The organism is Streptomyces sp. NPDC079141 (assembly GCF_040686775.1).
In the GTDB taxonomy this organism is placed as follows: Bacteria; Actinomycetota; Actinomycetes; order Streptomycetales; family Streptomycetaceae; genus Streptomyces.
The window spans coordinates 12,863-36,809 of record NZ_JBFBLP010000013.1 but is presented as its reverse complement, the minus strand read 5'-3'; the positions used below and the strand labels follow the sequence as shown (position 1 = coordinate 36,809).

At 69.9% G+C, this 23,947-nt stretch carries 19 protein-coding genes; 10 read left to right on the top strand and 9 right to left on the bottom strand.

What is annotated here, in order from left to right:
* Positions 1-62: 62 nt before the first annotated feature.
* The 6 genes from AB0Q90_RS29425 to AB0Q90_RS29400 are packed head-to-tail and all read right to left on the bottom strand — an operon-like array spanning position 63 to position 9,752.
* Positions 63-1,328: an alginate lyase family protein gene (locus AB0Q90_RS29425; protein ID WP_363158651.1), complete on the bottom strand. Its 1,266-nt coding sequence runs from the start codon at positions 1,326-1,328 to the stop codon at positions 63-65.
* A gap of 27 nt (positions 1,329-1,355) precedes the next feature.
* Entirely contained in the window at positions 1,356-4,685 is a 3,330-nt protein-coding gene (locus AB0Q90_RS29420; protein ID WP_363158652.1) for an alginate lyase family protein, read from the bottom strand.
* A 17-nt stretch (positions 4,686-4,702) separates the two neighbouring features.
* Positions 4,703-6,481 carry a putative Ig domain-containing protein gene (locus tag AB0Q90_RS29415; protein ID WP_363158653.1) on the bottom strand — a complete coding sequence of 593 codons (1,779 nt, stop codon included), beginning with the start codon at positions 6,479-6,481 and terminating at the stop codon, positions 4,703-4,705.
* A 60-nt stretch (positions 6,482-6,541) separates the two neighbouring features.
* A complete protein-coding gene (locus tag AB0Q90_RS29410; RefSeq protein ID WP_363158654.1) occupies positions 6,542-7,408 on the bottom strand; it encodes a carbohydrate ABC transporter permease in 867 nt (288 codons plus the stop codon).
* Positions 7,405-8,406 carry a sugar ABC transporter permease gene (locus AB0Q90_RS29405; protein WP_363158655.1) on the bottom strand — a complete coding sequence of 334 codons (1,002 nt, stop codon included), beginning with the start codon at positions 8,404-8,406 and terminating at the stop codon, positions 7,405-7,407. The genes AB0Q90_RS29410 and AB0Q90_RS29405 overlap by 4 nt, the downstream gene beginning before the upstream one ends.
* Entirely contained in the window at positions 8,403-9,752 is a 1,350-nt protein-coding gene (locus AB0Q90_RS29400; protein ID WP_363158656.1) for an extracellular solute-binding protein, read from the bottom strand. Before AB0Q90_RS29400 ends, AB0Q90_RS29405 begins: the two co-directional genes overlap by 4 nt.
* Positions 9,753-10,213: 461 nt before the next feature.
* On the opposite strand from AB0Q90_RS29400, the gene AB0Q90_RS29395 reads away from it, so the two are divergent.
* From AB0Q90_RS29395 to AB0Q90_RS29355, 9 genes are all read left to right on the top strand, one after another.
* Entirely contained in the window at positions 10,214-11,227 is a 1,014-nt protein-coding gene (locus AB0Q90_RS29395) for a hydroxyacid dehydrogenase (RefSeq protein ID WP_363158657.1), read from the top strand.
* A gap of 208 nt (positions 11,228-11,435) precedes the next feature.
* Positions 11,436-12,524: a LacI family DNA-binding transcriptional regulator gene (locus AB0Q90_RS29390; RefSeq protein ID WP_363158658.1), complete on the top strand. Its 1,089-nt coding sequence runs from the start codon at positions 11,436-11,438 to the stop codon at positions 12,522-12,524.
* A gap of 424 nt (positions 12,525-12,948) precedes the next feature.
* Complete coding sequence (locus AB0Q90_RS29385; RefSeq protein WP_363158659.1) at positions 12,949-14,286, top strand: extracellular solute-binding protein; 1,338 nt, start codon at positions 12,949-12,951, stop codon at positions 14,284-14,286.
* 11 nt (positions 14,287-14,297) lie between these two features.
* The gene (locus AB0Q90_RS29380; protein ID WP_363158660.1) at positions 14,298-15,182 is read left to right on the top strand and encodes a sugar ABC transporter permease; all 885 of its coding nucleotides are present in this window, start codon (positions 14,298-14,300) and stop codon (positions 15,180-15,182) included.
* Positions 15,182-16,090, top strand: coding sequence for a carbohydrate ABC transporter permease (locus AB0Q90_RS29375; RefSeq protein ID WP_363158661.1), 909 nt, complete (start codon positions 15,182-15,184; stop codon positions 16,088-16,090). The genes AB0Q90_RS29380 and AB0Q90_RS29375 overlap by 1 nt, the downstream gene beginning before the upstream one ends.
* Entirely contained in the window at positions 16,087-17,733 is a 1,647-nt protein-coding gene (locus tag AB0Q90_RS29370) for a family 43 glycosylhydrolase (protein ID WP_363158662.1), read from the top strand. Before AB0Q90_RS29375 ends, AB0Q90_RS29370 begins: the two co-directional genes overlap by 4 nt.
* A 190-nt stretch (positions 17,734-17,923) precedes the next feature.
* Complete coding sequence (locus tag AB0Q90_RS29365; protein ID WP_363158663.1) at positions 17,924-18,961, top strand: substrate-binding domain-containing protein; 1,038 nt, start codon at positions 17,924-17,926, stop codon at positions 18,959-18,961.
* A gap of 62 nt (positions 18,962-19,023) precedes the next feature.
* Positions 19,024-19,656 carry a VOC family protein gene (locus tag AB0Q90_RS29360; protein WP_363158664.1) on the top strand — a complete coding sequence of 211 codons (633 nt, stop codon included), beginning with the start codon at positions 19,024-19,026 and terminating at the stop codon, positions 19,654-19,656.
* Positions 19,657-19,718: 62 nt separating this feature from the next.
* On the top strand, positions 19,719-20,120 hold the full coding sequence (locus AB0Q90_RS29355) for a VOC family protein (RefSeq protein ID WP_363158666.1): 402 nt from the start codon (positions 19,719-19,721) through the stop codon (positions 20,118-20,120).
* Here AB0Q90_RS29355 and AB0Q90_RS29350 read toward each other — a convergent pair.
* Both AB0Q90_RS29350 and AB0Q90_RS29345 read right to left on the bottom strand, forming a co-directional pair.
* Positions 20,103-20,768, bottom strand: a complete 666-nt coding sequence (locus AB0Q90_RS29350) for a helix-turn-helix transcriptional regulator (RefSeq protein WP_363158667.1) — start codon at positions 20,766-20,768, stop codon at positions 20,103-20,105. The two genes, AB0Q90_RS29355 and AB0Q90_RS29350, sit on opposite strands and share 18 nt — an antisense overlap.
* A gap of 109 nt (positions 20,769-20,877) precedes the next feature.
* Positions 20,878-21,813, bottom strand: a complete 936-nt coding sequence (locus AB0Q90_RS29345; protein ID WP_363158668.1) for an AraC family transcriptional regulator — start codon at positions 21,811-21,813, stop codon at positions 20,878-20,880.
* 80 nt (positions 21,814-21,893) lie between these two features.
* Between AB0Q90_RS29345 and AB0Q90_RS29340 the strand changes: the two genes are divergently transcribed.
* Entirely contained in the window at positions 21,894-22,727 is an 834-nt protein-coding gene (locus AB0Q90_RS29340) for an NAD(P)H-binding protein (protein ID WP_363158669.1), read from the top strand.
* 6 nt (positions 22,728-22,733) lie between these two features.
* Here the strand turns inward: AB0Q90_RS29340 and AB0Q90_RS29335 are convergent, their stop codons facing one another.
* Complete coding sequence (locus AB0Q90_RS29335; RefSeq protein ID WP_363158670.1) at positions 22,734-23,879, bottom strand: YihY/virulence factor BrkB family protein; 1,146 nt, start codon at positions 23,877-23,879, stop codon at positions 22,734-22,736.
* Positions 23,880-23,947: the final 68 nt, after the last annotated feature.

Sequence of the window (23,947 nt, the reverse complement as noted above, 5' to 3'; positions counted from 1 at the left end):
ACCGTTCACATCAGAGCACCACAGTCCGCCGATGTATTCCGGTGCAGGGCGTCGGCGTTCGGCTACTTGGCGTACATGAGCGTGCCGAAGCCCAGCTGGTCGTAGCCGCCGCTGGTGGAGCCGTAGTCACCTCCCCCGCCCTCCGGGGCGACGGAGAAGCACATCTGGGAGATGTACTTGTCGTCGAGGTACAGGCGCCGGTTGTAGTGGTAGTGCAGCATCGCCCAGACGGGGCGGACCTGCCCGCGGGAGCCGGAGCCGATCACCGTCTGGGACTGCTGGGCGCAGTTCTGGCCGCTGCCCCAGGTGTAGGTGGTGTAGGGGACGTCGTTGCCGAGGTTGTACTTGGCGACGTACTGGGCGGCCTTCATGAAGCGGCGGCCGTCGTAGGAGTAGAGGTCCTCGCCCTGGTTCCAGGCCATCTCGCAGATCGCGCCCATCTGGCCCATGCCCATGATCGTGTGGCCCTGGTCGCGGCCGGACTCCTGCCACTGGCCGAGGTCGTAGCCGTCCACGTTGCCGTACAGGAACGGCACCGCGTTGCGGAGGGAGCCGTTGCCCGCGCCGTTCTTGAAGTAGTCGACGGCCTGGTCGTACTTGGCGGCGTCGTTGTTGAGGATGCCGATGGCCATGATCGAGGCCATGTTGCACAGGTCCCAGTTGGCCCAGTAGTTGGTGATGCAGGCGTCGTTGTGTCCGGTGAGGAACTGGTTGTTGAGGGGGTAGAAGACCCGGACCATCATCTCCTGGAAGCGGGCCAGGTCGAATCCGCCGTAGTCGCGCATGAGTTCGGCGGCGTTGGCGAACTGCCAGCCGTAGATGCCGGCGGCGAGGAACCGGTCGGCGTTGCCGGTGACGGTGGTCAGTGTCGACGACCATGCGTTGAGGATGTTGGCCGCGCACTGGGCGTTGGCCTCGGTGCCGCCGATGTGCCAGCGCAGGGCGTTCTGGTAGGCGGCGGCGATGTCGTTGTAGAGCTGCGGGTAGTTCTGGCCGTCGCCGCCGCGGATGATCGTGTCGGTGGCGCGGTGCGTCCAGGTGGACTGGGAGTGGGCGTTGGCGGTCAGCCGGTTCCAGCCGGACAGCCAGGGGTCGTTGCCCGCGGCGACCCTGACCCGGGCACGGTTGATGTCACCCCAGTTGTGCAGCATGCCGGGGTGGGTGAAGGTCGCGGGTGCCGCGCCCGCCGGGGTGGCGGTGATCGCCGTAGTGACGGCAGACACAGTGCTCAGGGCGACGGCGGCGGTGAGTCCGCCCGCGGCCTTGAGCAGACCGCGGCGGCTCAACTCTGGTGCGTGGACATGCTGGTGGGGGGAAGTGCGGCTCATTCGTGCATCTCCAATCCCTGGGGGGATCTAGTGGGGAGTGATGCTCACCTCGTCGAACTCGGTGGTGCAGCGGGCCAGGGGGTCGCGTGAGCAGACCACGAGGCCCACGTAGTAGGGGGCGTCGCCGAAGTCCGGGATCTCGCCGGAGGCGAGGGCGGTCCAGGTGGCGCCGTCGTCGGTGGAGAAGGAGGCGGTGAAGGCGGTCCCGGTGCGCTTCAGCCGCAGCAGGCCGGGGAGTCGGGCCGTGCCGTTGCCGGTGAAGGCCGATCGTCCCGCGACCTTCGTGCGGAGCATCAGCTGGGCGGTGGTGCCGCCGCTGACGATCGTCCCGGCGGCCTGGTCGAAGGGCGACAGCGACTTCGTCATCAGCAGGCCCACGCGGTCGGCCGTGGCGCCGGTGCGGGAGACCAGCCGGGCGGTGATCTCGCAGTCGCCGGTCACCGGGCGTCGTACGAACTGGCCTGTCATTCCTTGGTTGTTGACGCTCAGGTCGGTTCCGGCGCCGCGCACCACGAAGGTCCCGTCCTCGTGGGCGGTGCTGCCGGGGGTGGCGACGTAGGCGACGCCGTAGGCGCCGAGGGTGCGTTCGTCGAGGACCACGTCGCCGAGGTCGCCGTACGTCCAGGGGGCGGGCGGCGGGGTGGCGACGGTGAGGGTGAGGTCGGCGGTGGCCGTGCCGGATGCGTTGGCGGCGGTGGTGGTGACGGTGAACCTGCCTGTCTCGGAGGGGGTTCCGGAGACAAGGCCGGTGCGGGGGTCGAGGCGCAGGCCCTCGGGCAGGCCCTGGGCGGTGAACCTCGTGGGCTCGTGCGAGGCCGTGAGGAGGTGGCCGAACTCGATGCCGCGGTTCGCGAACGCGGTGTCCGGGGAGGTGAACTCCGGCTTCGCGGGGGTGGGCATCACCGCATGGGCGAGTGCCGAACGCGGGCCGCGGCCGTCGGTGTTGGTCTTGACGACGCTGTAGTGGTAGGTCGCGCCCGGTGTGCCGGTGGCGTCCGCGTACCGCAGGCGGGTGCCGAAGCCGACCGGGGCGATGCCTCCCGCGAGGGTGACGTAGGGGCCGGCCGGGTCGGTGGCCCGCAGCACGGTGTACGTGGCCGAGAGGTCGGGGTCGGCCCAGCTCAGCTCTACGGCGTCGGCTCCGGTGACGGCCCGCAGGCCGGTGGCGGTGCGGGTGGGGCGCTGGGTGCGCCAGACCTCGCCGGTGGAGGAACGCACGCTGACGTTGTCGAAGGCGCCGGTGCCGGTCTCGGCGTACTCCTGGTCGACGCCGAGGCAGGAGGTGAGGATCAGGCCCGCGTACGTCGCGCGGCCCAACTCGACCTCGGTGGAGCCTACTTCGGTCCAGTGGATGCCGTCCGGGGAGATGGAGCCGGTGCAGCGGCGGCCCTTGCGTTCCACGCGCACCCAGTAGGGGGCCCGCAGCCGGTAGCCGTCGCCCGCGCCCTCGACGTACGGCGCTTCGAGCGGGGTCGCCGACTCGGGCAGTTCGCCGAGGTCGGAGAGGGGGAACGAGGCGTCGCTGGTGATGGACTTCTGCTGGGCGGGCGGCACGGGGGTGCTGCCCGTGGCGGAGATCCTGGAGCCGGCCGACGGGCGGACGCTCCACACTCCGCTCCAGGTGTGCAGCGGCAGCCCCTGGATCAGCATGGCGGCGTGCGGGGCGGCCGGGTCGAGGGAGTCGCGGACGGTGACGCCGATCTTGGAGTACTGGGAGCTGAGCGGCCACACGACACGCGCGGTGACAACACCGTCGCCGTACAGCGGCAGGTGTGCCAGCCGGTAGGTGTGCGCGGTGCCGCTCGCCTCCAGCAGGAAGCGTTCGCCGTCGAAGGCGGCGGAGCCGGGGCGCTTCACCTCTCCGAGGTCCTGGGTCGACCAGGGTTCGGGCAGGCCGGCGGCGGCCGCGGTCCAGGCGGAACTCCCGCTGCTGCCCAGGGAGTTGGCGGCGGTGACCGTGTAGTAGTAGGTGCGGCCGGGGCGGACGTCGTGGTCGGTGAACCTCGGCGCCTCGACGCCGGTCGCGATCGGCTCGTACGCGCCGTCGGGGCCGGTGGACCGCCGGACCGTGTAGCCGGTCGCCCAGGCGGAGGGCAGCCAGGACACGGTGACGGCACGGTCGTCGCCCGCCGAGGTGATTCCGGCCGGGGCCGTCGGTGCGGTGGGCTCGGCCGTTGCCGTACCGGCGTAGGTGAGGGTGCCGTAGCCCGGGTGGTCCTCCTGGTAGCCCTCCACGACGCGTGCTCCGTCCGTGCCCCGGAAGACGATCTTCTGTGTGTAGGGGGCGGGTTTGCCGAGGCGGCCCGTGTAGTGGGCGTACGTCATCTCCCACAGCGGGCGGTAGACCGCGCGCTGCCGGTCGGACACGGCCGACTTGAGGTACTTGCCGGTGCGGTCGAGGTCGGGGGTGAACGGTACGGAGTCGTCGCCGAGGTTGTAGCGGGCGAAGTACTCGAAGTTGGCGAGGATGCGGTCGTCGGCGAAGCCGTACAGGTCCACGCCCTGCTGCCAGGCGACCTCGGCGGCGTCCGCGAGGAGGCCGAGCGCGAGTTGTTCGTGGGCCTGGTCGCGGCCGGATTCCTGGCCCTGGCCGGCGGCGGTGACGATGCGGTGCAGCACCGAGCCGTTGCCTGAGCCGGCGGCCGCGAAGCGCAGCGCGTCCTCGAACATCACGTGGTTGTCGGTGAAGACGGCGATGGCGAGGATCGTGCGCAGGGCGGCGAGGTCCCAGTTGCCGTTGGCGTAGAGGCAGTAGCCGGACAGAGCCGGGTACCAGACGTCGGTGAAGGAGCGTTCGCAGCATCGGACCGACTCCTCGGGCCAGCCGTCGTAGCCGGTGTGCCGGAGGATCTCGGCGGCGTTGACCAGCTTGAACCCCTGGATTCCGGCGCCGAGTTGGCCGTCGGCGCCGGTGATGCCGGTGAGGGAGGCGGCCCAGACGTCGAGGATGTCGCGGGCCTTGTCGGCGTGGCGTACGTCGCCGGTGACGGCCCACATGAGGGCGTTCTGGTAGGCGGCGGCCGCGTCGCCGGCGGCCTGGCTCGTCCAGTTGGTGGGGCCGCGGCCCCAGGTGGTGATCTGTCCGGTGTTGCGGACGGCGTAGGTGTGCTGGGAGCGGGAGTCGGCGGCGAGCGCGGCAAAGCCTGCGGCGACGGGCTCGCGGCCGGCCGCGACCGCGGACTCCATACGGGCCAGGTCGGCGCGGGAGTGGAGGAGGCCGGGGTGGGCGAAGGCGGACGTCGCGTCGGCGGCCCGGGCCCACGCGGGCGTGGCGGCGAGGGCGGACAGCAGTCCGCTCCCGGCCACGCCCGCGAGTCCCGCCGCGCCGAGGAACGTCCGTCGGCTGAGGGCATGCACGAGAGGTGACTCCTGGCTTACGGGTGCTGCACGGTGAGCGTGAGGGACTTGGTCGCGGTGCCCAGGCCGTTGGTGGCCGAGACGGTGACCTCGTAGGTGCCGGGCACCTGCGGGATGCCGGAGATCAGGCCCGTGGCCTTGTCGACCGTCAGGCCGTCGGGCAGGCCCGCGGCGTCGTACGAGCCGGGCAACTCGGTGGCGGTGACGAGGTGGTTGAAGACCTGCCGTGCAGTGGCGGTGCCCGTGGCAGCGCTGGTGATCTCCGGGGCCGCGGCGCCGGCCTCGGTGGCGGCGTCCAGGAAGCGGAGGTTCTGCACATGCTCGTTGGCGAACATCGGCACCATGTCGGTCATCAGGTACCAGCCCGGCTTGCGCATCTTCTGGTGGATGACGGTGCCGTTGATCGCGAGGTTCTGGAAGGTGACGTTCTTGACCGCGCGGTCCGCGTCGTAGCCGACGACGATCGGCATGTGCTCGTTCTTGCCGTTGTACGTCAGGCCGCGGACGTACACGTCGTGGATGCCGCGGCCGGGTGTGGCGTTGTAGCGGTTGGCCATGACGCGCATGTTGAACAGCTGGCCCCAGGTGAAGTCCTCGACCCGGACGTCCTGGATGCGCACGTTCCGGATGAGGTTGCTGTCGCCGGGGTTGAGGGCGAAGCAGCCCTGGTAGAGGACCTGGGGTTCGCGGTGCTGGAGGATGTCGATGTTGCTGAAGACGATGTTCTCGATGGTCTCGGGCTTCTCGGGGTTGCCGTGGGTGCCCATGTTCACGGGGTGGGCGATGTCGGCCCAGAGGGTGGAGTTGCGGACGGTGATGTTGCGGCAGTCGCCGTAGTAGTCCCAGCGGTGGGCGTACAGGGCGATGCAGTCGTCGCTGTTGCGCATCCACACGCCCTCGATGAGGACGTCCTCGCTGCAGAACACGTCGATGCCGTCGCCCCACTGGCCGGAGCTGTAGGAGTGCAGGTTGCGGACGGTGACCTGCTTGGACTGGCCGATGGTGCAGGAGTAGCCGGACTTGGGGTTGAGGACGAGGATGCCGTCGATCTCGATGTTCTTCGAGTACTGCACCAGCGTGGCGGCGTCGGAGTCCCAGATGATGCCCCGGCCGAGCAGGCGGGCGTTCTCCACGTTGACGAACTCCACGCGGGCCTTGAGCACCGCGCCGCCGGCCAGGTACATCGTCTTGCCGCTGGGCACCTTCACGACGCCGCCCGTGGGGGTGTGCAGACCGGGGCCGTAGTAGAGGACGTCGGGGTCGTCCGCCTCGGGACGGGTCTTCTCGACGGGGTTGGCGTGCAGTTGGAGGTTGCCGTAGATGTCGCCGTCGAGCTCGATGGAGAGGTTGCGCGGCTCGGAGAGGCTGAAGGTGATGGTGTCGCCGGCCACCTCGTGCGGGATGTCGTACGACAGCGGGCGGATCCGGGCGCTGCCGATGGTGCCCTTGGCGGACTTGACCTCTATCTCGACGGTGCCGGTGAAGTCGAGGGAGGCGACCGAGGTGGGGCGGACGATGCCGCCGCCGGTGTTCTCGTTGATGGTCTTGGTGGTGGCGCGCAGGACCGGCACCGGCTTCCACTGGCCGCCGGGGGTACGGGCCTTGACGACATAGGCGGTGTTGATCGGCAGGGTGCCCGGCACGGAGTGGACCACCAGCCGGTCGGCGGCCTCCGGTCTGTCGTCGGCTCTGGCGGTGCCGGCCGCCGTGCCGACCAGGGAGTAGGCGGCAGCGGCGGCGCCCGCGGCCTGGATGACCGTGCGCCGGGACAGGCCGGAGCTCTGGGTGTCGTTCATGGAGAAGTCCTTAGGAGAAAAAGGAGTTTGACTGGGCGTCACTTACGACCGGACAGGACGTCACTTGAGTCCGGTGGTGGACATCCCGGCGACGAATCCGCGCTGGGCGACCAGGAAGATCAGCAGGATGGGGACGACATACATCACGGAGCCGGCGGCCAGGAGGTTGTTCACGGGCAGGCCGCCCGGGGTGACGTAGGAGGTCATGATGGCGACGGAGAGCGTGGTGCGGTCGCTGGACAGCAGCAGCATCGGGGCGAGGAAGTCGCCCCAGCTCCAGGTGAAGGCGATCACGAAGCTCGCGGCCAGCACGGGCCCGGACTGCGGCAGGAAGATCCGCCAGAAGATCCCGGTCCAGCCGCAGCCGTCGACGATCGCGGCCTCCTCCAGCTCTCGCGGCATCCCGGCGAAGAACTGCCGGAAGAGGAAGACCAGATAGGGCGCACCGGCCAGGCCCCACAGCACCCACGGCCAGTAGGTGTCGACCATGCCGAGCTTGGCGAAGATGAGGTACGTCGGGAAGAGCGTGATCATCTGCGGCAGCATCATCGAGCCGAGCAGGATCCCGAACAGGGGCTTCTTTCCGGGGGCGTTGAGGCGGGCGAAGCCGAAGCCGACCCAGGCGGAGCTGAGGGTGACGAGGGTGGCGTAGATCAGGGAGATGATCAGGGAGTTGCGGGCGTAGCCGAGGAAGTCGATCTGGTTGAACGCGTCGGCGAAGTTGTGCCACTGGATGGAGTCGGGCAGCCAGTGCACCGGGGAGGCGGCGAGTTCGGGAGTGGTCTTGAGACCGGTGATGACCAGCCAGCCGAAGGGGCCGAGCATCAGGCCGGTGATGACGACGAGGACGGTGTAGAGGACGAGGCGGGAGGCGCGCACCCGCACCCGGGCCGTGGCGTCGAAGCTCTTCGGGGTGAGGGCGGTCACTTCTTCGCCTCCGGGTCGACGTTGTAGAACACCACTCCGGACGTGGCCTTGAAGATGAGTCCGGTCACGGCGAGGATCAGGACGAAGAGCACCCACAGCAGCGCGGAGGCGTAGCCGTAGCGGCCGAGCGCGAAGTACTCGGCGAACACGTGCATCATGTACATGTAGTTGGTCTGCGGGATCGCGGTGACGCCCTTGGGTGTGGGTTCGGCGGCGATCAGCAGCGGCAGGAGCGTCTGCACCGAGGCGATCATCCCGGTGACGGCCTGGAAGAGCAGGACCGGAGAGAGCAGCGGCACGGTGATGCTGCGGAAGGTCCGCCAGGAGCTCGCGCCGTCGAGGCGGGCCGCCTCGTGGAGTTCGCGGGGTACGTCCTGGAGCCCGGCCAGCGAGATGATCATGACGTTTCCGGCGCCCCACAGCACCGCCATCAGGATCACATAGCGGGCGTACGGGTCGTCGAGCCAGGCCACGGCGTCGATGCCGAAGATGTTCAGTACGCCGTTGGTGGCGCCCGAGTCCCGGTTGAAGAGCTGCTTGAAGATGAGGCCCGCGCCCACCGGCGGTACGACGGCCGGGAGATAGAGCAGGGTGCGGAACAACCCGCGTGCTTTCAGCGGGCGGTTGACCAGGACGGCGAGGCCGAGTCCCGCGACGATCGACAACGGTACGGAGGTGATGGCGAAGACGCCGGCACGGCCCAGCGAGTCCCAGGTCACCGGGTCGTTCAGCAGCTCGCGGTAGTTGTCGAGGCCGACGTAGCGCCAGTTGGGCGAGATGCCGTCGAAGGTGGTGAAGCTCAGCCACAGCGCATACGCCATGGGGCCGACGGTCAACAGCAGGAAGCCGATGATCCAGGGCGCGGTGAACCGGTAGAACGCCCGGTGTCGACGGGCCGTCATGGAGATGCGGGGCCGCCGCTGCGCGGGGTGTGCGGTGCCGGAGCGTGCGGCGGTACGGGGCCGATCGGCGGCCTCGGATATGTGGCCGACTGTCATCCCACCTGCTCCTTACCGTGCTTCATCTGTTCGTTGACGGTCGAGTTGAGGCGTCCCGCGAGGGTGTCGAGGGACATCTCGCCCCTCATCGCCGCCGGGATGACCTGGTTGATGAGGGCTTCCAGCGCGTTCCAGGTGATGTAGGGGGTGAACGGGGTCACCGAGAAGTGTTCGAGTTCGGCCCGCTGCGCGTTGAGGACGCGTTGCTGGTACTCCTCCTTGTGCGGCATCAGCGGCTGGAGCGACTTCAGGCTCGGGATGCCCCAGCCGCCCTCCGCACGTGCCTTGGCCGGCCCCTCGCCGAAGAACCACTCGAAGACCCGCCAGGCGGCGTCCTTGTTGCGGGCCTTGGCCGGCATCCAGAAGCCGGTGGCGCCCTGGCAGGAGCTGACCCGCGGGCTGCCCTCGAAGACGGGGGCGGGGGCGAGCCGGGAGATGTCCGCCACCTTGGGTTCGGCGTAGATCATGCCGCCGAGCCAGTAACCGGCGCCGGACATGGCCATCCGGTTGGCCACATAGGTGGGCCCGTCCCAGGCGTCGGGGTTGGGCTGGATCAGGCTCGGCCCGACCCTGGTCCTGGCGTAGTCGATGTACCAGGCCAGGGCCTTGCGGGCCTCGGGGCTGGTGAAGTCGACGCGGCCGAAGTCCTCGGTGAAGAGGCTGCCTCCGGCGGAGACCGTCAGGTTGGCCAGGAGGGGGCCGAGGCCGAGGCCGTTGTAGCTGCCGCCGTAGACGGTGGTCTGACCGTTCTTGCGCTGGACCAGCTGCTCGGCGTTGTCCAGCCACTCCTCGTAGGTGATCGGCTCGGTCTCGGACGGGTAGGCGAGGCCCGCCTTGTCGAAGTGCGCGGTGTTGAACCAGAACATGGAGTCCTGGGAGAAGTCCTTCGCCATGCCGTAGCGGGGGCCTCTGCCCTGGGTCGTGCCGTCGTAGCGCCACAGGTCGTTGGCCGGGTCCAGGTCGTCGGCCTTGAGGATCGTGGACTTGGCGAAGTACGGGTCGAGGTTCTCGGCGACACCCCGGGCGACGAAGTAGGGCGTGTCGAGGGCGCCGATGCCGCGGATCAGGTCCGGGGCGTTGCCACTGGTGAGCATCGCGATCAGCCGGGTGATGTCGTACTTCACCACGGTGATCCTGATGCCGAGCTCCTTCTGAGCCTGCTGGACCAGTTCCGGGCCGATGTCGTTGAGCTCGGCCATCACGGTGATGCTCTCGCCTCCGCCGGTCGCGGCACCGGCGACCCGCAGGGCACAGCCGCTCAGCGCCGCCGCGCCGGCCGCGGCACCGCCCGCGGAGAGGCTGAGGAATCGGCGGCGGCTCAGCGGGGCCCCGGCATGTGGGCGCATGGACGCACCACCTCCTGCTCTGTGTGCTGGACGATCCGTTCGGCATGTCGGTCGTGGATCGAGAGAGCGACCGTGACCGGCGTTCGGCAACCGGTTGTCATGCAGTGGGGCAGAGCTTCTTCCTGTCAGCAGAGCACGTCAAGAGTCTTGGCAGATTTTCGAAAAGGGTTTCTACACAGGGAGTGGGGGAACCGGTTGCCGTCGATGCCGACGCCGTAGGCGGGATCGACCTGGCAGCGCTCCCGTCTACGACCCGGACGCCCTCGCGGTGCCGCCGGCGGGCGAGGCGGTGCCGGGACATCGCGGCGAGAAAACCCGGTAACCGATTTCGCCCGGGAGATGGACCACCCCCTCAGCACCGGCTCCGCCATACCGATTGACCGCCGCTTCCCGGCAGATCTACGGTAGAAGGCGCTTTCTGAAAATGTTTCCTCATCCTCACTCAGCATGTCAGGAGACTCATGCCCAGCCCCCAGCTGCCGCGGGCCGTGTTCGCGTTGGATCCGGTGCACCTCCCCCTGCTGTTCCCCCCGCCGCTCATGGCCCGGCTGCGCCAGGCGGCCGACCTCGATCCGGCCCTCGTCGTAAGGGACTTCACCGATCCGGCGGCGGCCGACGCGCTCGCTGGGGCCGAGGTGCTGATCACCGGCTGGGGCTGCCCGCACCTGGACACCGGCACCCTCGCCGCGGTCCCCCGGCTGCGCACCGTCCTGCATGCCGCGGGCTCCGTGCGCTCCCTGGTCGGCGAGGCCCTGTGGGAGCGCGGGATCACCGTTTCCAGCGCGGTCACCGGCAACGCGCTGCCCGTCGCGGAGTACACGCTCGCGATGATCCTGCTCGCCGGGAAGGACGCGTTCAGCCATCGCGAGCGGTTCCGCAGCACGCATGCGTATCCCTCACCCGCGGAGACGGCCCGCACCGGGAACGTCGGCCGGCGGGTCGGCATCATCGGGGCGTCCCGGGTCGGGCGACGGGTGCTGGAGCTGCTGCGGCCGTTCGACTTCACGGTGCTGCTGCACGACCCCTATGTCAGCGCCGCCGAGGCCGCGTCGCTCGGGGCGCAACTCGCCTCCCTGGAGGACCTGTTGGGCAACAGCGACATCGTGAGCCTGCACGCCCCCGACATCCCCGAGACCTATCGGATGCTGGACGGCGGGAAACTCGCCCTCATCCGGGACGGAGGCGTGCTGATCAACACCTCCCGAGGGGCCCTGGTCGACCCGGACGCCCTGACCGACGAGCTGGTGTCGGGGCGCCTGCACGCGGTCCTGGACGTCACCGAGCCCGAACCGCTGCCGGCCGGATCCCCCCTCTACCACCTGCCCAACGTCTTCCTCACCCCGCACATCGCGGGGTCGCTCGGCAACGAGCTGGAGCGACTCGGCCGGATCGTGGTGGAGGAACTGGACCGCCTGAGGACAGGTGCACCCCTGGCACATGAGGTGAGACACGCGGACATGGCTAGAGTGGCCTGACCCACATGGGCGCATGCCGACCGACCAAGGGCACAGGCCCACCAACAGCCACTGTCCCCAGGCCACCGGCCGGGAGGGAGCCGAAGGGGCGCGCCGGTGTCGAGCGCACGAGCGCGCGCAGGCGCGCAGCGCTGAGCACGGTCGTGCGCTCGACACCGGCACACAGCGCCCCGCAGGCGACCGACCATCAAGAAGGAGCAAGTAAGGCGTGAGTCAGCGCAAGGCGTCCGGTGACGTCGGTCGGGCCACCATCCGGGATGTGGCGGAGCGGGCGGGCGTGTCCGTGGCGAGTGTGTCGCGCGTGCTGTCCGGCAACTACCCGGTGTCGGAGGACCTGCGCCGCAAGGTGATGAAGGTCGTCCGGGACCTGGACTACGTCACCAACGCCCACGCCCGGTCGCTGGCCGGCGGCGGCACGCCCACGGTGGCGATCCTGATCAACAACATCACCGGTGCGGCGTTCGCCCATGTCGCGAAGGGCGTCGAGGGCGCCGCCACGCTGCGGGGCTGGCTGTCGCTGGTGGGGACGACCGGCGACGACCCGGAGCGGGAACTCGCGCTCGTCAACATGATGCGCCAGCAGGGCGTGGCGGCCGTGGTGCTGCTCGGTGGCGCCTACGACTACGACGAGTACCAGCTGCGCATGGCCCGTTTCGCCCGTTCCCTGGACGCGGCCGGCTCCCATCTCGTACTGGTGGGCCGCCCCCCGCTGGAGGGTGATGTGCCGGCCACGACGGTGGACTACGACAACGAGGGCGGCGCCTATGCCATGGCCAGCCATCTGCTGTCGGCCGGGCACCGCAGAGTGCTGGTGCTGCCCGGGCATTCCGAACTGACCACCGCACAGGGCCGGTTGAGGGGGGCGCAGCGCGCCTTCGAGGCGTACGGCGTGCCCTTCGAACCGGGGCTGGTCCGGCATGGCCCCTATGACTACGAGCACGGGTACGAGGCCGTGGAGGCCGCCCTGCGCGAGACACCGGACTTCACGGCCGTGCTCGCCGGGACGGACGTGGTCGCCGCCGGTGCCATGCAGGCGCTGCGTGCGGCCGGGCTGCGGGTGCCCGAGGACGTGTCGATCGTGGGCTACGACGACATTCCGCTGGCCTCGCAGCTGACGCCCCAACTGACCACCGTGCACGTGCCGTACGAGGAGATGGGCCGGGTCGCGCTGCGTGCGGTGGCGGACCGGCGCGAGGGCGGCGGAGCACGCCGCAAGGGCAGCGACGGCGAGCATCTGGTGCTGGGCACCCATGTCGTCGTACGGAACTCCGTGCGGCCGCCCGTGCGGCGCGGCTGAGCCGGGCGGGCCGTCCTCCGGCGGCCTCGCACCCACCCTGGGAAACGTCGTGAGCGATCGTTACGTAAGCGTTTTCCGAAGGAATTTCACGACTGCGGGACACCCGTAGCGAGCGTTCCCGGAGCCCGGACGCAGCTCCGCTCCAGCATGTCTGAGCTGCGTATATGCAATCGATGGCGGGTCCTGTCGACCCCCGCTCCGCGCTAACCCGCCGGACAAGCCGCCGTAACAAATTTGCCCCCTGCCTCTTGCTATGAGCAGAGGCGTCGGCCTACCGTCCCTGCAACCGCTTACTACAGCTTCTGCTTGGCCAACCCCCCGCAACCGCGAGCCGATGTTCTCCGGCCGCCGTTCCTGGCCGGCACCCCCTCCGAGCCGCCGCCGTTCCGCAAGAACGCCTCCCATTCCGAAGGATCACGGTCAGATGAACTTCACCAGCCCCCGGAGAAGGTTCGCTTCCGCCGCCGTTGCGGGCATCGCGCTGACAGGTCTGCTCACCGCCTGCGGCGGATCCGACTCCGAGGACGACGCCTCGGACTCGTCCGGTCCGGTCACCCTCGACTTCTGGGGGTGGGCCAACGGCCAGGAGGCGGTCGTCAAGGCGTTCAACGCCTCCCACAAGGACATCCAGCTGAAGTACACGAAGGTCACGGACCAGCTGACGATGCAGAAGCAGCTGACCAACGCCGTCAAGGCGGGCAACGCGCCCTGCCTCGTGCAGAACACCGGTGAGTACGTGACGAGCTGGGTCTCGCAGGGCGCGCTCGCCGACATCACCCAGTACGTCGAGGGCAGCAAGGACGAGTTCAACGCCGGTTCCTGGGCGACCGCGCAGGTCCAGGACAAGCTGTACGGCGTTCCCACCAGCTCGGCGCCCAACTTCACGATCTACCGCACGGACCTCTTCGAGAAGTACGGCATCGAACCTCCGAAGACCTGGGACGACTTCATCGCCGCGGGCAAGGTGCTGAAGAAGCACGACATCAAGATCACCAACTACGCCGGCGAGGACCCGAGCACCCTGGAGGTGCTCGCCATGCAGGCCGGCGCGCACTGGTACGCCATCGACGGCGACTCCTGGAAGGTGGACTTCCAGGACGAGGGCACGCTGAAGGCCGCCAAGGTGATCCAGGAGATCATCGACAACGACCTGAACTCCAAGCTGTCCTTCGCCGACTACGCGGCCGTGCAGCGCAACTACGACAACGGCGGCACCGCGACCCGGCAGATCTCCACCTGGCAGCAGGCCGGCATGGTGCAGAACTTCACCAAGTCCTTCGGCAAGTGGGCGCTCTCGCCCTGGCCGACGTTCGCGGGCGAGGCGGCAAAGACTCCGGCCCCCACCAACCTGACCGGCAGCGTGACCCTGGTGACCAAGGACTGCAAGAGCCAGGAGCAGGCCGCCGAGGCGGCGCTGTGGATGTCCACCGACACCGGTGCGGTGAAGACCATGGCCAGCCCGGAGACCGGCAACGGCGTGATGCCGGCGCTCAAGGACAGTGACGCGTACGTCGCCGAGGCGACCTCGGAGAAGCTGCTCGGGAAGAACTACGACGCGGCGCAGACCGTGGTGAAGGACAGCCTGGGCACGGTCACCACGGACTGGACCTTCGGACCCAACTGGACCGCCATGTTCACCGAGATGCAGGCCGGGTGGGCCAAGGTGGTCAGCAAGGAGCAGACCGTGACCGAGCTGCTGGCGCACATGCAGGAGTGGACGGTCAACGACCTGAAGTCCCGCGGCATCAGCGTCAAGGGCTGAGGCAGATCCCGATGATTCGCTCCCTGCGCTGGAAGGGTGCCGCGTTCACGGTGCCCTTCCAGCTCGGTTTCGTCTTTCTGTATCTGCTCCCCATCGGTTACGCCGTCTACCAGTCGCTCTACCACGAGCAGCAGTCCGGGCTCGGGCTCGGCGGTGCCACCGAGGAGTTCGTCGGGTTCGACAACTACCAACAGGGCCTGACGGACTCGAAGTTCATGGGCTCGGTCCTGCGCGTGGTGCTGTTCGCCTGTGTGCAGATCCCCGTGATGCTGGCCGTCAGCCTGGTGCTGGCGCTCTTGCTGGACGCGCTGACCTCGAAGGCGGCGAGCCGGTTCCGGATCCTGCTGCTGGTGCCGTACATGATCCCCGGCGTGGTCGCGGCGATCGTCTGGCTGAACCTCTACAGCCCGGACGTGGGCCCGCTCACCCCGCTCGGCGAGTTCTTCGGTTTTGACTGGAACTTCTTCGCGCCGTCGATGGTGTGGCCCTCCATCGGCAACCTGCTGACCTGGCACGGCATCGGCTACAACATGGTGATCATCTACTCGGCGCTGCAAGGTGTGCCGCGCGAGCTGTTCGAGGCCGCGCGTCTTGACGGCGCCTCCGAGTGGCGTGTCGCGCTCAGTATCAAGATCCCGTTCGTGCGGGGCGCGTTGGTGCTGACCGGCATGCTCTCGATCATCCAGATGCTCCAGATCTTCAACGAGCCGGCGCTGTTCCGGAACGTCACCCCGCAGACGGTCGACGACAGCTTCACCCCGATCATGATCATCTACAACCAGGCGTTCAACGCCGGGAATTACCACTACGCCGCGACCCTGTCGGTGCTGCTCGCCCTCATCCTCGGTGTCGCCTCCTTCCTCTTCTACCGGCTCACTTCGAGGGAGGCCGACTGATGACGCTCACCGAAGAGCGCGGCGTCAAGGCACGCACGGTGCATCGCCTGGGCCGCCCGGACCCGGCGGCCCGTTCGCGCGGCGGCCAGCGTTTCCTGCTCGTCGGGCTGGTGCTGGCCAGCATGTACAGCCTGTTCCCGGTGTGGTGGCTGATCGTCGCCTCGACCAAGGACCGCACGGGCCTGTACCAGTCCAACGGCCTGTGGTTCTCCGGCTGGCACCTGTGGGACAACCTGGAGCAGCTGTTCACCTACGAGGACGGCATCTTCCTGCGCTGGACCGCCAACTCGTTCCTGTACGCGGGTGTCGGCTCCCTCGGCGGCACGCTGCTCGCCCTTGCGACGGGCTACGGCCTCGCGCGCTTCCAGTTCCCCGGCCGCAATCTGGTGTTCGCGTGCGTGGTCGGCTCGTTCCTGATCCCGATCGCGCTGCTCACGCTGCCGCTCTACCTGCTGTTCTCGGAGATCGGGCTGGTCGACACGCCCTGGGCGATGCTGATCCCCTGCCTGATCAACCCGTTCAGCGTCTACCTGGCGAAGGTGTACACCGAGGCCACGGTCCCGTACGAGCTGCTGGAGGCCGCCCGTATCGACGGCGCCGGCGAACTGCGCATCTTCTTCAGCATCGTGCTGCGGATGATGACGACGGGTGGGGCGACCGTGTTCCTGCTGGCATTCGTGAACACGTGGAACGCCTTCTTCCTCCCTCTCACGGTGTTGCGCGGCGAGGAGAACTGGACCCTCAACCTGGGCCTGTACAACTGGTCCGGCAAGCGTCTGGAGTCCGGCGTCGACCTGACGAGCCTGGTCCTGACCGGTGCCCTGCTCTCCATCGTCCCGATGGCGATCATGATGGTCGCGATGCGCCGCTACTGGCGCACGGGCGTGACGCTGGGGGCGCTGAAGTGACCCGGCTGCACAACCCCGTTCTGCGCGGCTTCGCCCCCGACCCCTCGATGGTGCGCGTCGACGACTGGTACTACCTGGCGACCAGTTCCTTCGAGTGGTTCCCGACGATCCCCGTCCACCGCTCCCGCGACCTGGCGCACTGGGAGTACGCGGGCCACGTCGAGGGCGCGGTCCCCGGCGGCTCCCTCGCCGGGGTGCCCGACTCCGGCGGCGTCTGGGCGCCGTCGCTGAGCTGGGACGGGGAGCGGTTCTGGGTGACGTACTCGATCGTGCGCTCGGTGGGGACGCCGTACTTCGACGTGGACACCTACGTGAGTACGGCCACGGAGGCGGGCGGCAAGTGGACGGCACCGCGCCGGATCGCGAGCCACGGTTTCGATCCCGCGCTCTTCCACGACGAGGGCCGGCTGTGGCTGCTCAATCTGCAGAACGACCACCGCCCGGAAGGCAGGCGGTTCGCCGGGATCGTCATGACCGAGCTGGACCGCGAGACGCTGAGTCCGGTCGGTGAGACCCGACTGCTCCTCCAGCACGAGCGACTCGTCGAGGGACCGAAGCTGGTGCGCCGGAACGGCTGGTACTACCTCGTGCTGGCCGAGGGCGGCACAGGGTTCGAGCACGGGGTACTGGTGGCACGCAGCCGCGAGCTGACCGGGCCGTACGAGCTCGACGACCGGCCGCTGCTGACCTCCCGGGACGACCCGTCGCTTCCGCTGCAGAAGGCGGGTCACGGCGAGCTGGTCCAATTGCCGGACGGCAACTGGGTGTTGAGCCACCTGGCGGCCCGGCCGCTGGCAACGCCGAACGGCCCACGCTGCCCGCTCGGCCGGGAGACGGCAATCCAGACGGTGACCTGGGACGCGGAGGGCTGGCCGAGGATGCGGCACGGGGGTTCGCATCCGGCGGTCGAGGTGGACGTACCAACGCCTTCCGCCCGGGCGGAGCCGGAGGTGCCGACACCTTCCGCCCGGCCGGGGCGGGACGCGGCGACATCTCCCACCCCACCAGACCCCCACCCCACCGCCCCCTTGGCCTGGCCCTGGAGCACTCTTCGCGGTGCCCCCGACCCGTCCTGGGTCGACACGGCGGCGGAGCCCGGTCGGATCCGGCTGCGCGGGCGGCACGGGCCGGAGTCGCGGTGGGCGCACAGCCTGCTCGCGCAGCGGATCACCGAGCACCGGGCGGAGGCGGAGGTCACCGTCGAGGCGTGTCCGCGTACGTTCACCCAGGCGGCGGGGCTGGTGCTCTGGTACGGCACGGAGGCGTATCTGGCCCTTGATCTGACCTGGGCGGAGCCCGAGGGGGAGGAGCAGCGCGGGCAGCAGTGGCGGGAGGCGGGCCGTACGGTTCTCCGGCTCGTGGAGCGCGAGGAGTTCGGCACCCGGACGGCCGCCGTGGTCGACGTCGACGCGGGCGGACCGCTGACCCTCGGGGTGACGGTCGACGGCGCCGAGGCGCGGTTCTGGTACGTCAGGGACGGGGCACGGACGCTTGTCGGGCCCGCGCTGGACTTCTCCAGGCTCTCCGACGACTACGGGTCCAGGCTGCGGTTCACCGGGGCGATGGCCGGCATCCACGCCGTGGACCTCGTCGACGCGGCGTTCACGGCCGACTTCATGGGGTTCCGCCTCACCTGCGGATAGCCCCTCCCCGCCTGTTCGGGGTTTCGAAAGCCGGAGCTCGTGGGGTCCTGCGAACTCCGGCCTCTTCCCGAGGTCTTGCGACGAACCTAGGGTAGAGAGCGCTTACTATCCGGTCGGTGCCCCGACCGCGACAAGCAGCGCTGGTCGAAACTTTCGATGGCCCTCGGGCGGGCCGGAGAGGTGGTTCCCGATGGTCCGCACGGGGAGTGCGAACATGACGGCCGGGCCGACCCTTGCGGTCGTCGCACGCGAGGCGGGGGTGTCCGTGCCGACCGCCTCCAAGGTCGTCAACGGCCGCGAGGACGTCGCCCCCGAGACACGCCGGCGTGTCACCGAGGCGCTGGACCGGCTCGGCTACGTCCGCAGACCCCGCTTCGACGCGGTCAGAACACCCGGCCTCGTCGACCTCGTGGTGCACTCGCTGGACACGTCCTGGTCCGGAGCGGTGCTGCACGGCGTGGAGTCGGCCGCGCACGACGCCGGTCTCGACGTGGTCGTCTCGGCCGGGCTGACCCGGACCGCCGGCGGCCGCCACGAGCGCGGCTGGCTGGACAAGCTCACCGCCCGCGGCTCCTCCGGAGTGCTGTTCAACCTGGCCGAGCTCACCCCCTCGCAGTACGGGTGGCTGGAAGCGCACCGCATCCCGTTCGTGATGATCGACCCGGTCCTCGAACCACCGCCGGGCGTGGTGTCGGTGGGCGCGGCGAACTGGCAGGGCGGCGTGACGGCGACGGAGTACCTGCTGTCGCTCGGCCACGAGCGGATCGCGGTGATCGCCGGTCCCCAGCGCACGATGTCCAGCAGCGCGCGGGTGGCCGGGTACCGTTCCGCGCTCGCCTCGGCGGGGGTGCGGCACCGGCCCGAGTACGTGCGCCATGCCGGGTTCGACGAGGGGGTCGCACGGCGTCGTGTGCGGGAGCTGCTGGAGTTGCCGACCCCGCCGACCGCGGTTTTCGTCTGCTCGGACCGTATGGCGCTCGAGGTGTACGAGGCGATTGCGGAACGGGGGCTGAAGGTGCCGGACGAGGTCAGTGTGGTCGGGTTCGACGATCTGCCGGAGGCGCGGTGGCTCAGTCCGGCGTTGACGACCGTGCGGCAGCCGCTGGCGGAGATGGCGGCGACGGCGCTGCGCCTGCTGGTGCGGATGATGGACGGGGACCGGCCCGAGAGTACGCGGACGGAGTTGTCGACGCGGCTGGTCGAGCGGGGCAGCACGGCTGCCGTGTGAAGGCGGCGACCGGTCGCGCACCTGTTCCATTACGGCCGGGATTCTGCGTAGCCTCCTCAGCGATGAACACGATTCCGGCCCACCTTGACCACCTCGTCCTCGCGACCCCGGACCTGGCGGCAACGGTCGCCGACTTCGCCCGGCGTACCGGTGTCACCCCCGCTCCCGGCGGCGCTCATGTCGGCCTGGGCACCCGCAACCACCTGGTCTCCCTGGGCGGCACCAGCTACCTGGAGATCGTCGGCCCGGACCCGGAACAGTCCGCTCCGGGCCATGCGCGTCCCTTCGGTGTCGACGGGCTGACCGTCCCGCGCACCGTGACCTGGGCGATCAGTACGCCGGACATCGACGCGACGGTCGCGGCGGCCCGGGCCCGCGGCTACGACCCCGGTCCACCGCATGCGATGAGCCGCCGCAGGCCCGACGGAACGCTCCTGGAATGGCGCCTGACCGACGGCGACACGGCCCACCCCTCCGGTCTCGTGCCGTTCCTCATCGACTGGGGCACCTCGGTCCACCCGACGGCGTCCGGCCTGCCGGTCACTCCCCTGTTGTCCCTGTCCGCCGGCGCCCCCGACCCGGACGAGATCAGGCCCCTGCTGGCCGCGCTGGGCACCGCCCTCGACCTGACCGAGGGGCCGGTGGCCCTCACGTTCACGGTGGACACACCGAAGGGTCCGGTGACGTTCGGCTGAGCCCGCCGAAGGTGTCCGTTTCCTTCAAGACCCACCGCCCGGCGCCTGCCTACGGTGGCCGCATGACTCCACGACTCAATGCCATCGCCCTGGTGGTCTCCGACATGACCGCCACCCTCGCCTTCTACCGTCGCCTCGGATTCACGTTCCCCGAGGGCTCAGAGGAGCAGCCGCACGTCGAGGCCGAACTGCCGGGCGGCATGCGATTGTTGCTCGACACCGAGGAGACCGTCCGCTCCTTCCTGCCCGGCTGGCAGGCACCGACCGGCGGAGGCCGGACCTCGCTCGCCCTGCTGTGCGAAGGGCCCGCCGAAGTGGACGCGGTGTACGAGGAGCTGGTGGGCGCCGGCCACCACGGCGAGCTCAAGCCGTGGGACGCGGTGTGGGGACAGCGGTACGCAATCGTCCACGACCCGGACGGCAACGGCGTCGATCTGTTCGCCCCGCTACCGGCGTCCCAGTAGCTCCCCCAGCGGAACCCCCGCCAACTCCTTGACGTCCCGCGCCAGATGGGCCTGGTCGGCGAATCCGGCGCGGACCGCCGTGTCCGCGAACGGAACGCCGGTCCGGGCCAGCTCAAGCGCCCGCCGCATCCGCAGGATCCGGGCCAGCGTCTTGGGCCCGTAGCCGAAGGCGGCCAGGCTGCGCCGGTGCAACTGACGTGCGCCGAGGCCGAGTTCGTCGGCGGTGGTGGCGACGGGGCGGCCCGAGCCGAGGGCGGTGACAAGTCGTCGTAGCAGCGGGTCGGGCGGCGCGGCCCGTTCCAGTACGACGTCTTCGAGCGCGGTGAGGGGATCTGCTGCGCCTTCGATACGGCCACGGAGTCGTCGTACCTGCGAGGCGGGCCACAGCTCCGCGAGGTCGACGCACTGGTCGCGCAGCTCATGCGCGGGAACGCCCAGGAAGGCAGGCGCGTCACCGGGGTGGAAACGCACGCCGAGCCACGCGCCGCCGTCACCTCCGGCGACGTACGCACGAGTGTCAGGTCCGGCGACAACCAGCCGCCCCGCATGCCACATCAAGTCCATGCAGCCATCGGGCAGCACCAGCCCCGACGAGCTGCTGGCCCAGGCGACGGCACCGACCAGCCGGGACGTCCTCTCCGTGTACACACGACCAGGGTAAGAGGAACGCGCCCCTTCAGGGGCGCGGGGCTGTATCGATATGCGGCTCCGCCGCGTGGGCGCGAGCAACCACGACGAACCCGCACCCGCCGAAGCCCTACGCCCCCCTCCCCCGGTGCGCCTGCGGACTCACCCCGTACACCCTCTTGAACGCGCTGGACAGAGCGAACGCGCTCCCGTACCCCACCTGACGGGCGATCGCCTCAAGCGTGTCGTCGGTGTCGCGCAGCGCGTCCGCCGCCAGCGCGAGCCGCCACCCCGTCAGATACGTCATCGGCGGCTCCCCCACCAGTTCCGTGAACCGCCGGGCCAGCGCCGCCCGCGAAACCCCCGCCTTCGCCGCGAGGGACGCCACCGTCCAGGGATGGGCCGGATCGTCCTGGACGAGCCGCAGCACCCGCCCGACCACGGGATCGGCGAGCGCCCGGTACCAGGCCGGCGCCGCTGCCTCGGGCCGGGAGAACCAGGCCCTGAGCGCGGCGATGACCAGCAGGTCGAGCAGCCGGTCCAGGACGACCTCCTGGCCCGGCTCGTCGCGGACGATCTCCTCCATGAGGTACGGCGTGAGCGGGCAGTCCCACACCTCGGCCGTGAGCGTCAGCAGCGGCGGCAGCGCGTCCAGCAGCCGCCCGCTGACCTCCCCCTGCCACAGATAGGTGCCGATCAGCATCACGGCCGAGCCGTCGAGCCGGTCGCCCCAGGAGCGCACGCCGAGATCCATGGAGCCGTTGAGGGGACGGCCGTCGGGGTAGGAGCACTCACCGCCCGGCAGGATCACGGCCTGCGGCGCGGTCTCCGGGTCGTCGGCGCAGGTGTACGGGTCCGGACCACGCGCGATGGCGAGATCCCCGGCGCCGAGCCGGACCGGCTCCCCCGCGTCCGGCGTGATCCACGCCTCGCCGCGGACCATGAGCATCACCGTCAGCGGGGCGCGGTCCTCGATCCGCACGGACCACGGCGGGTCGAAGCACGCACGGATCATGAAGGCACCGCGCGCGCGGGGGCCTTCCAGCAGCCCTGTGAGCGCGTCCATGCCGCCAGCGTAGACGCTCACGCATGGGAACGAGCCTTTCGGCGATGGGGTCTTGGCGCGCGGGGCCGTTGACTGAAGGCATGACGGACAACGCAGCGAAGACGACAGTGGTGGTGACCGGCGCCTCGGGCCGTACCGGCAGCCGGGTGGCCGAGGCGGCGCGGGCGGCGGGGATGGACGTACGGGAGGCCTCCCGGTCCACGGGCTTCGACTGGGAGGACCCGACGACCTGGGCCGAGACCCTGCGGGGTGCGGACGCGGCGTACCTCATGTACCCGTCCGACGTCGGCGCCCCGGCGGCGACCGAGGGGGTCGGGGCGCTGGCCAGGGAGGCCGTGGGGATCGGCGTACGGCGGCTGGTGCTGCTGTCGGCGCGCGGCGAGGAGCAGGCGCTGCCGACGGAGGAGGCGCTGAAGTCGTCGGGCGCGGACTGGACGGTCGTACAGGCCGCGTGGTTCTCGCAGAACTTCAGTGAGGGGCCGCTGGTGGAGGGGTTGCGCGACGGGGAGCTGGTGTTCCCGGCGGGCGAGGTGCAGGAGCCGTTCATCGACGTGCGGGACATCGCGGATGTCGTGGTGGCGGCCCTGGCGTCCGGGGAACGGTACGTGGGACGGACGCTGGAGGTCACCGGGCCGCGGCTGCTGTCCTTCCGGCAGGCGGTCGCGGAGGTCGCGGCGGCCACGGGCACCGGGCTGACGTACACGCCGGTGCCGGCGCGGGCGTACGGCGAGGCGCTGACCGGGTTCGGTGTGCCTCAGGAGGAGGCGGAGTTCCTGGTGGAGGTGTTCGAGGGGCTGCTCGACGGGCGGAACGCCCGTCTCACCGACGGGGTCCGCGAGGTGCTGGGACGCGAGCCGCGCGACTTCTCGGACTTCGTGCGGGAGGCCGCGGCGGCGGGGGCCTGGAAGGCGTAGGGGCTCTCAGGAGTCGTCGTGCTTGTGCGGTGGGTGAGTGCTCTTCACATGGGTCCGCAGCCGGGACGTCACATCCTCCGGCGGCAGGAAGCGGGACCAGCGTTCGGGGAACTCCGAGGGCATGTCCGGGTCGTCCGGGTCGTCGTGGGCGGCCTCGCGGTGGGCGGCCGCCCGGGCCACGTACTCGGCGACCTGCGCCTCGCGCAGCCGCTCGTTGGCGGCGCGGGCCGCGGCCGTCGAGGCGGCCGGCCACACCCGGTCGATCGCGGCGTTGACCGCGGCCCCGACGAGGACGGCGAACGCGGACACACCGATCCACAGCAGGACGGCGACGGCGGCGGCCAGCGAGCCGTAGATCGTGGCGCCCTCGACCGTGTTGGTCAGGTAGATGCGCAGCAGGAAGCTGCCCAGTACCCACATGCCGAGGGCGACCAGGGCGCCGGGCACGTCCTCGATCCAGGGCGAGCGCACCGGCACGGAGACGTGGTAGAGCGTCGTCAGGAAGGCGACGGACAGCAGGATGACGACGGGCCAGTACAGGACCTGGACGAGCGTCTCCGACCAGGGCAGGACGTTGAGGACCGCGTCCGGTCCCGCCACCATCAGCGGCAGCGCGATCGAGCCGATCACCAGGGCCACCAGGAAGAGCACGAAGGCGACCAGCCGGGTCTTGACGATGCCGCGGACGCCGTCGAGGCCGTACATCACGGTGATGGTGTCTATGAAGACGTTCACCGCGCGCGAGCCCGACCACAGGGCGAACAGGAAGCCGATGGAGATGACGTCGGGGCGGCCGCCCTTCATCACGTCGTCGAGGATCGGCTGCGCGATCTGTCTGACGCCCTTGTCCGACAGGACGGTGCGGGAGGCCTCCAGAAGGTTGGCCTCCAGGCTGCTGATGGTGTCGGTGCCGGTCCAGTCGTCGACGTAGCCGAGCAGGCCGATCATGCTCAGCAGGAGCGGCGGCACGGACAGCAGGGTGAAGAAGGCCGCCTCCGCGGCCAGACCCAGGATCCGGTACTCGATGCACGAGTTGACGGTGTCCTTGAGCAACAGCCAGGCGGTCCTGCGCTTCGAGACGTTCCGGTAGAGGGCACGCGCCCGATGGAGACGGCCCGAGGGCCCGTGGGGGGTTTCACTTGCTGGCTGCACGTCCTAACGGTATCCGCCGTTCGGCCTGCTCCTGTCCCGCCCCGTGGGGCGCCGCGTCGGCGACGTGA

Coding starts and splice junctions, on each gene's coding strand:
- AB0Q90_RS29425 (WP_363158651.1), bottom strand. CDS start 1,328: ATGAGCCGCACTTCCCCCCACCAGCATGTCCACGCACCAGAGTTGAGC.
- AB0Q90_RS29415 (WP_363158653.1), bottom strand. CDS start 6,481: ATGAACGACACCCAGAGCTCCGGCCTGTCCCGGCGCACGGTCATCCAG.
- AB0Q90_RS29405 (WP_363158655.1), bottom strand. CDS start 8,406: ATGACAGTCGGCCACATATCCGAGGCCGCCGATCGGCCCCGTACCGCC.
- AB0Q90_RS29400 (WP_363158656.1), bottom strand. CDS start 9,752: ATGCGCCCACATGCCGGGGCCCCGCTGAGCCGCCGCCGATTCCTCAGC.
- AB0Q90_RS29395 (WP_363158657.1), top strand. CDS start 10,214: ATGCCCAGCCCCCAGCTGCCGCGGGCCGTGTTCGCGTTGGATCCGGTG.
- AB0Q90_RS29385 (WP_363158659.1), top strand. CDS start 12,949: ATGAACTTCACCAGCCCCCGGAGAAGGTTCGCTTCCGCCGCCGTTGCG.
- AB0Q90_RS29380 (WP_363158660.1), top strand. CDS start 14,298: ATGATTCGCTCCCTGCGCTGGAAGGGTGCCGCGTTCACGGTGCCCTTC.
- AB0Q90_RS29375 (WP_363158661.1), top strand. CDS start 15,182: ATGACGCTCACCGAAGAGCGCGGCGTCAAGGCACGCACGGTGCATCGC.
- AB0Q90_RS29365 (WP_363158663.1), top strand. CDS start 17,924: ATGGTCCGCACGGGGAGTGCGAACATGACGGCCGGGCCGACCCTTGCG.
- AB0Q90_RS29360 (WP_363158664.1), top strand. CDS start 19,024: ATGAACACGATTCCGGCCCACCTTGACCACCTCGTCCTCGCGACCCCG.
- AB0Q90_RS29355 (WP_363158666.1), top strand. CDS start 19,719: ATGACTCCACGACTCAATGCCATCGCCCTGGTGGTCTCCGACATGACC.
- AB0Q90_RS29345 (WP_363158668.1), bottom strand. CDS start 21,813: ATGGACGCGCTCACAGGGCTGCTGGAAGGCCCCCGCGCGCGCGGTGCC.
- AB0Q90_RS29340 (WP_363158669.1), top strand. CDS start 21,894: ATGACGGACAACGCAGCGAAGACGACAGTGGTGGTGACCGGCGCCTCG.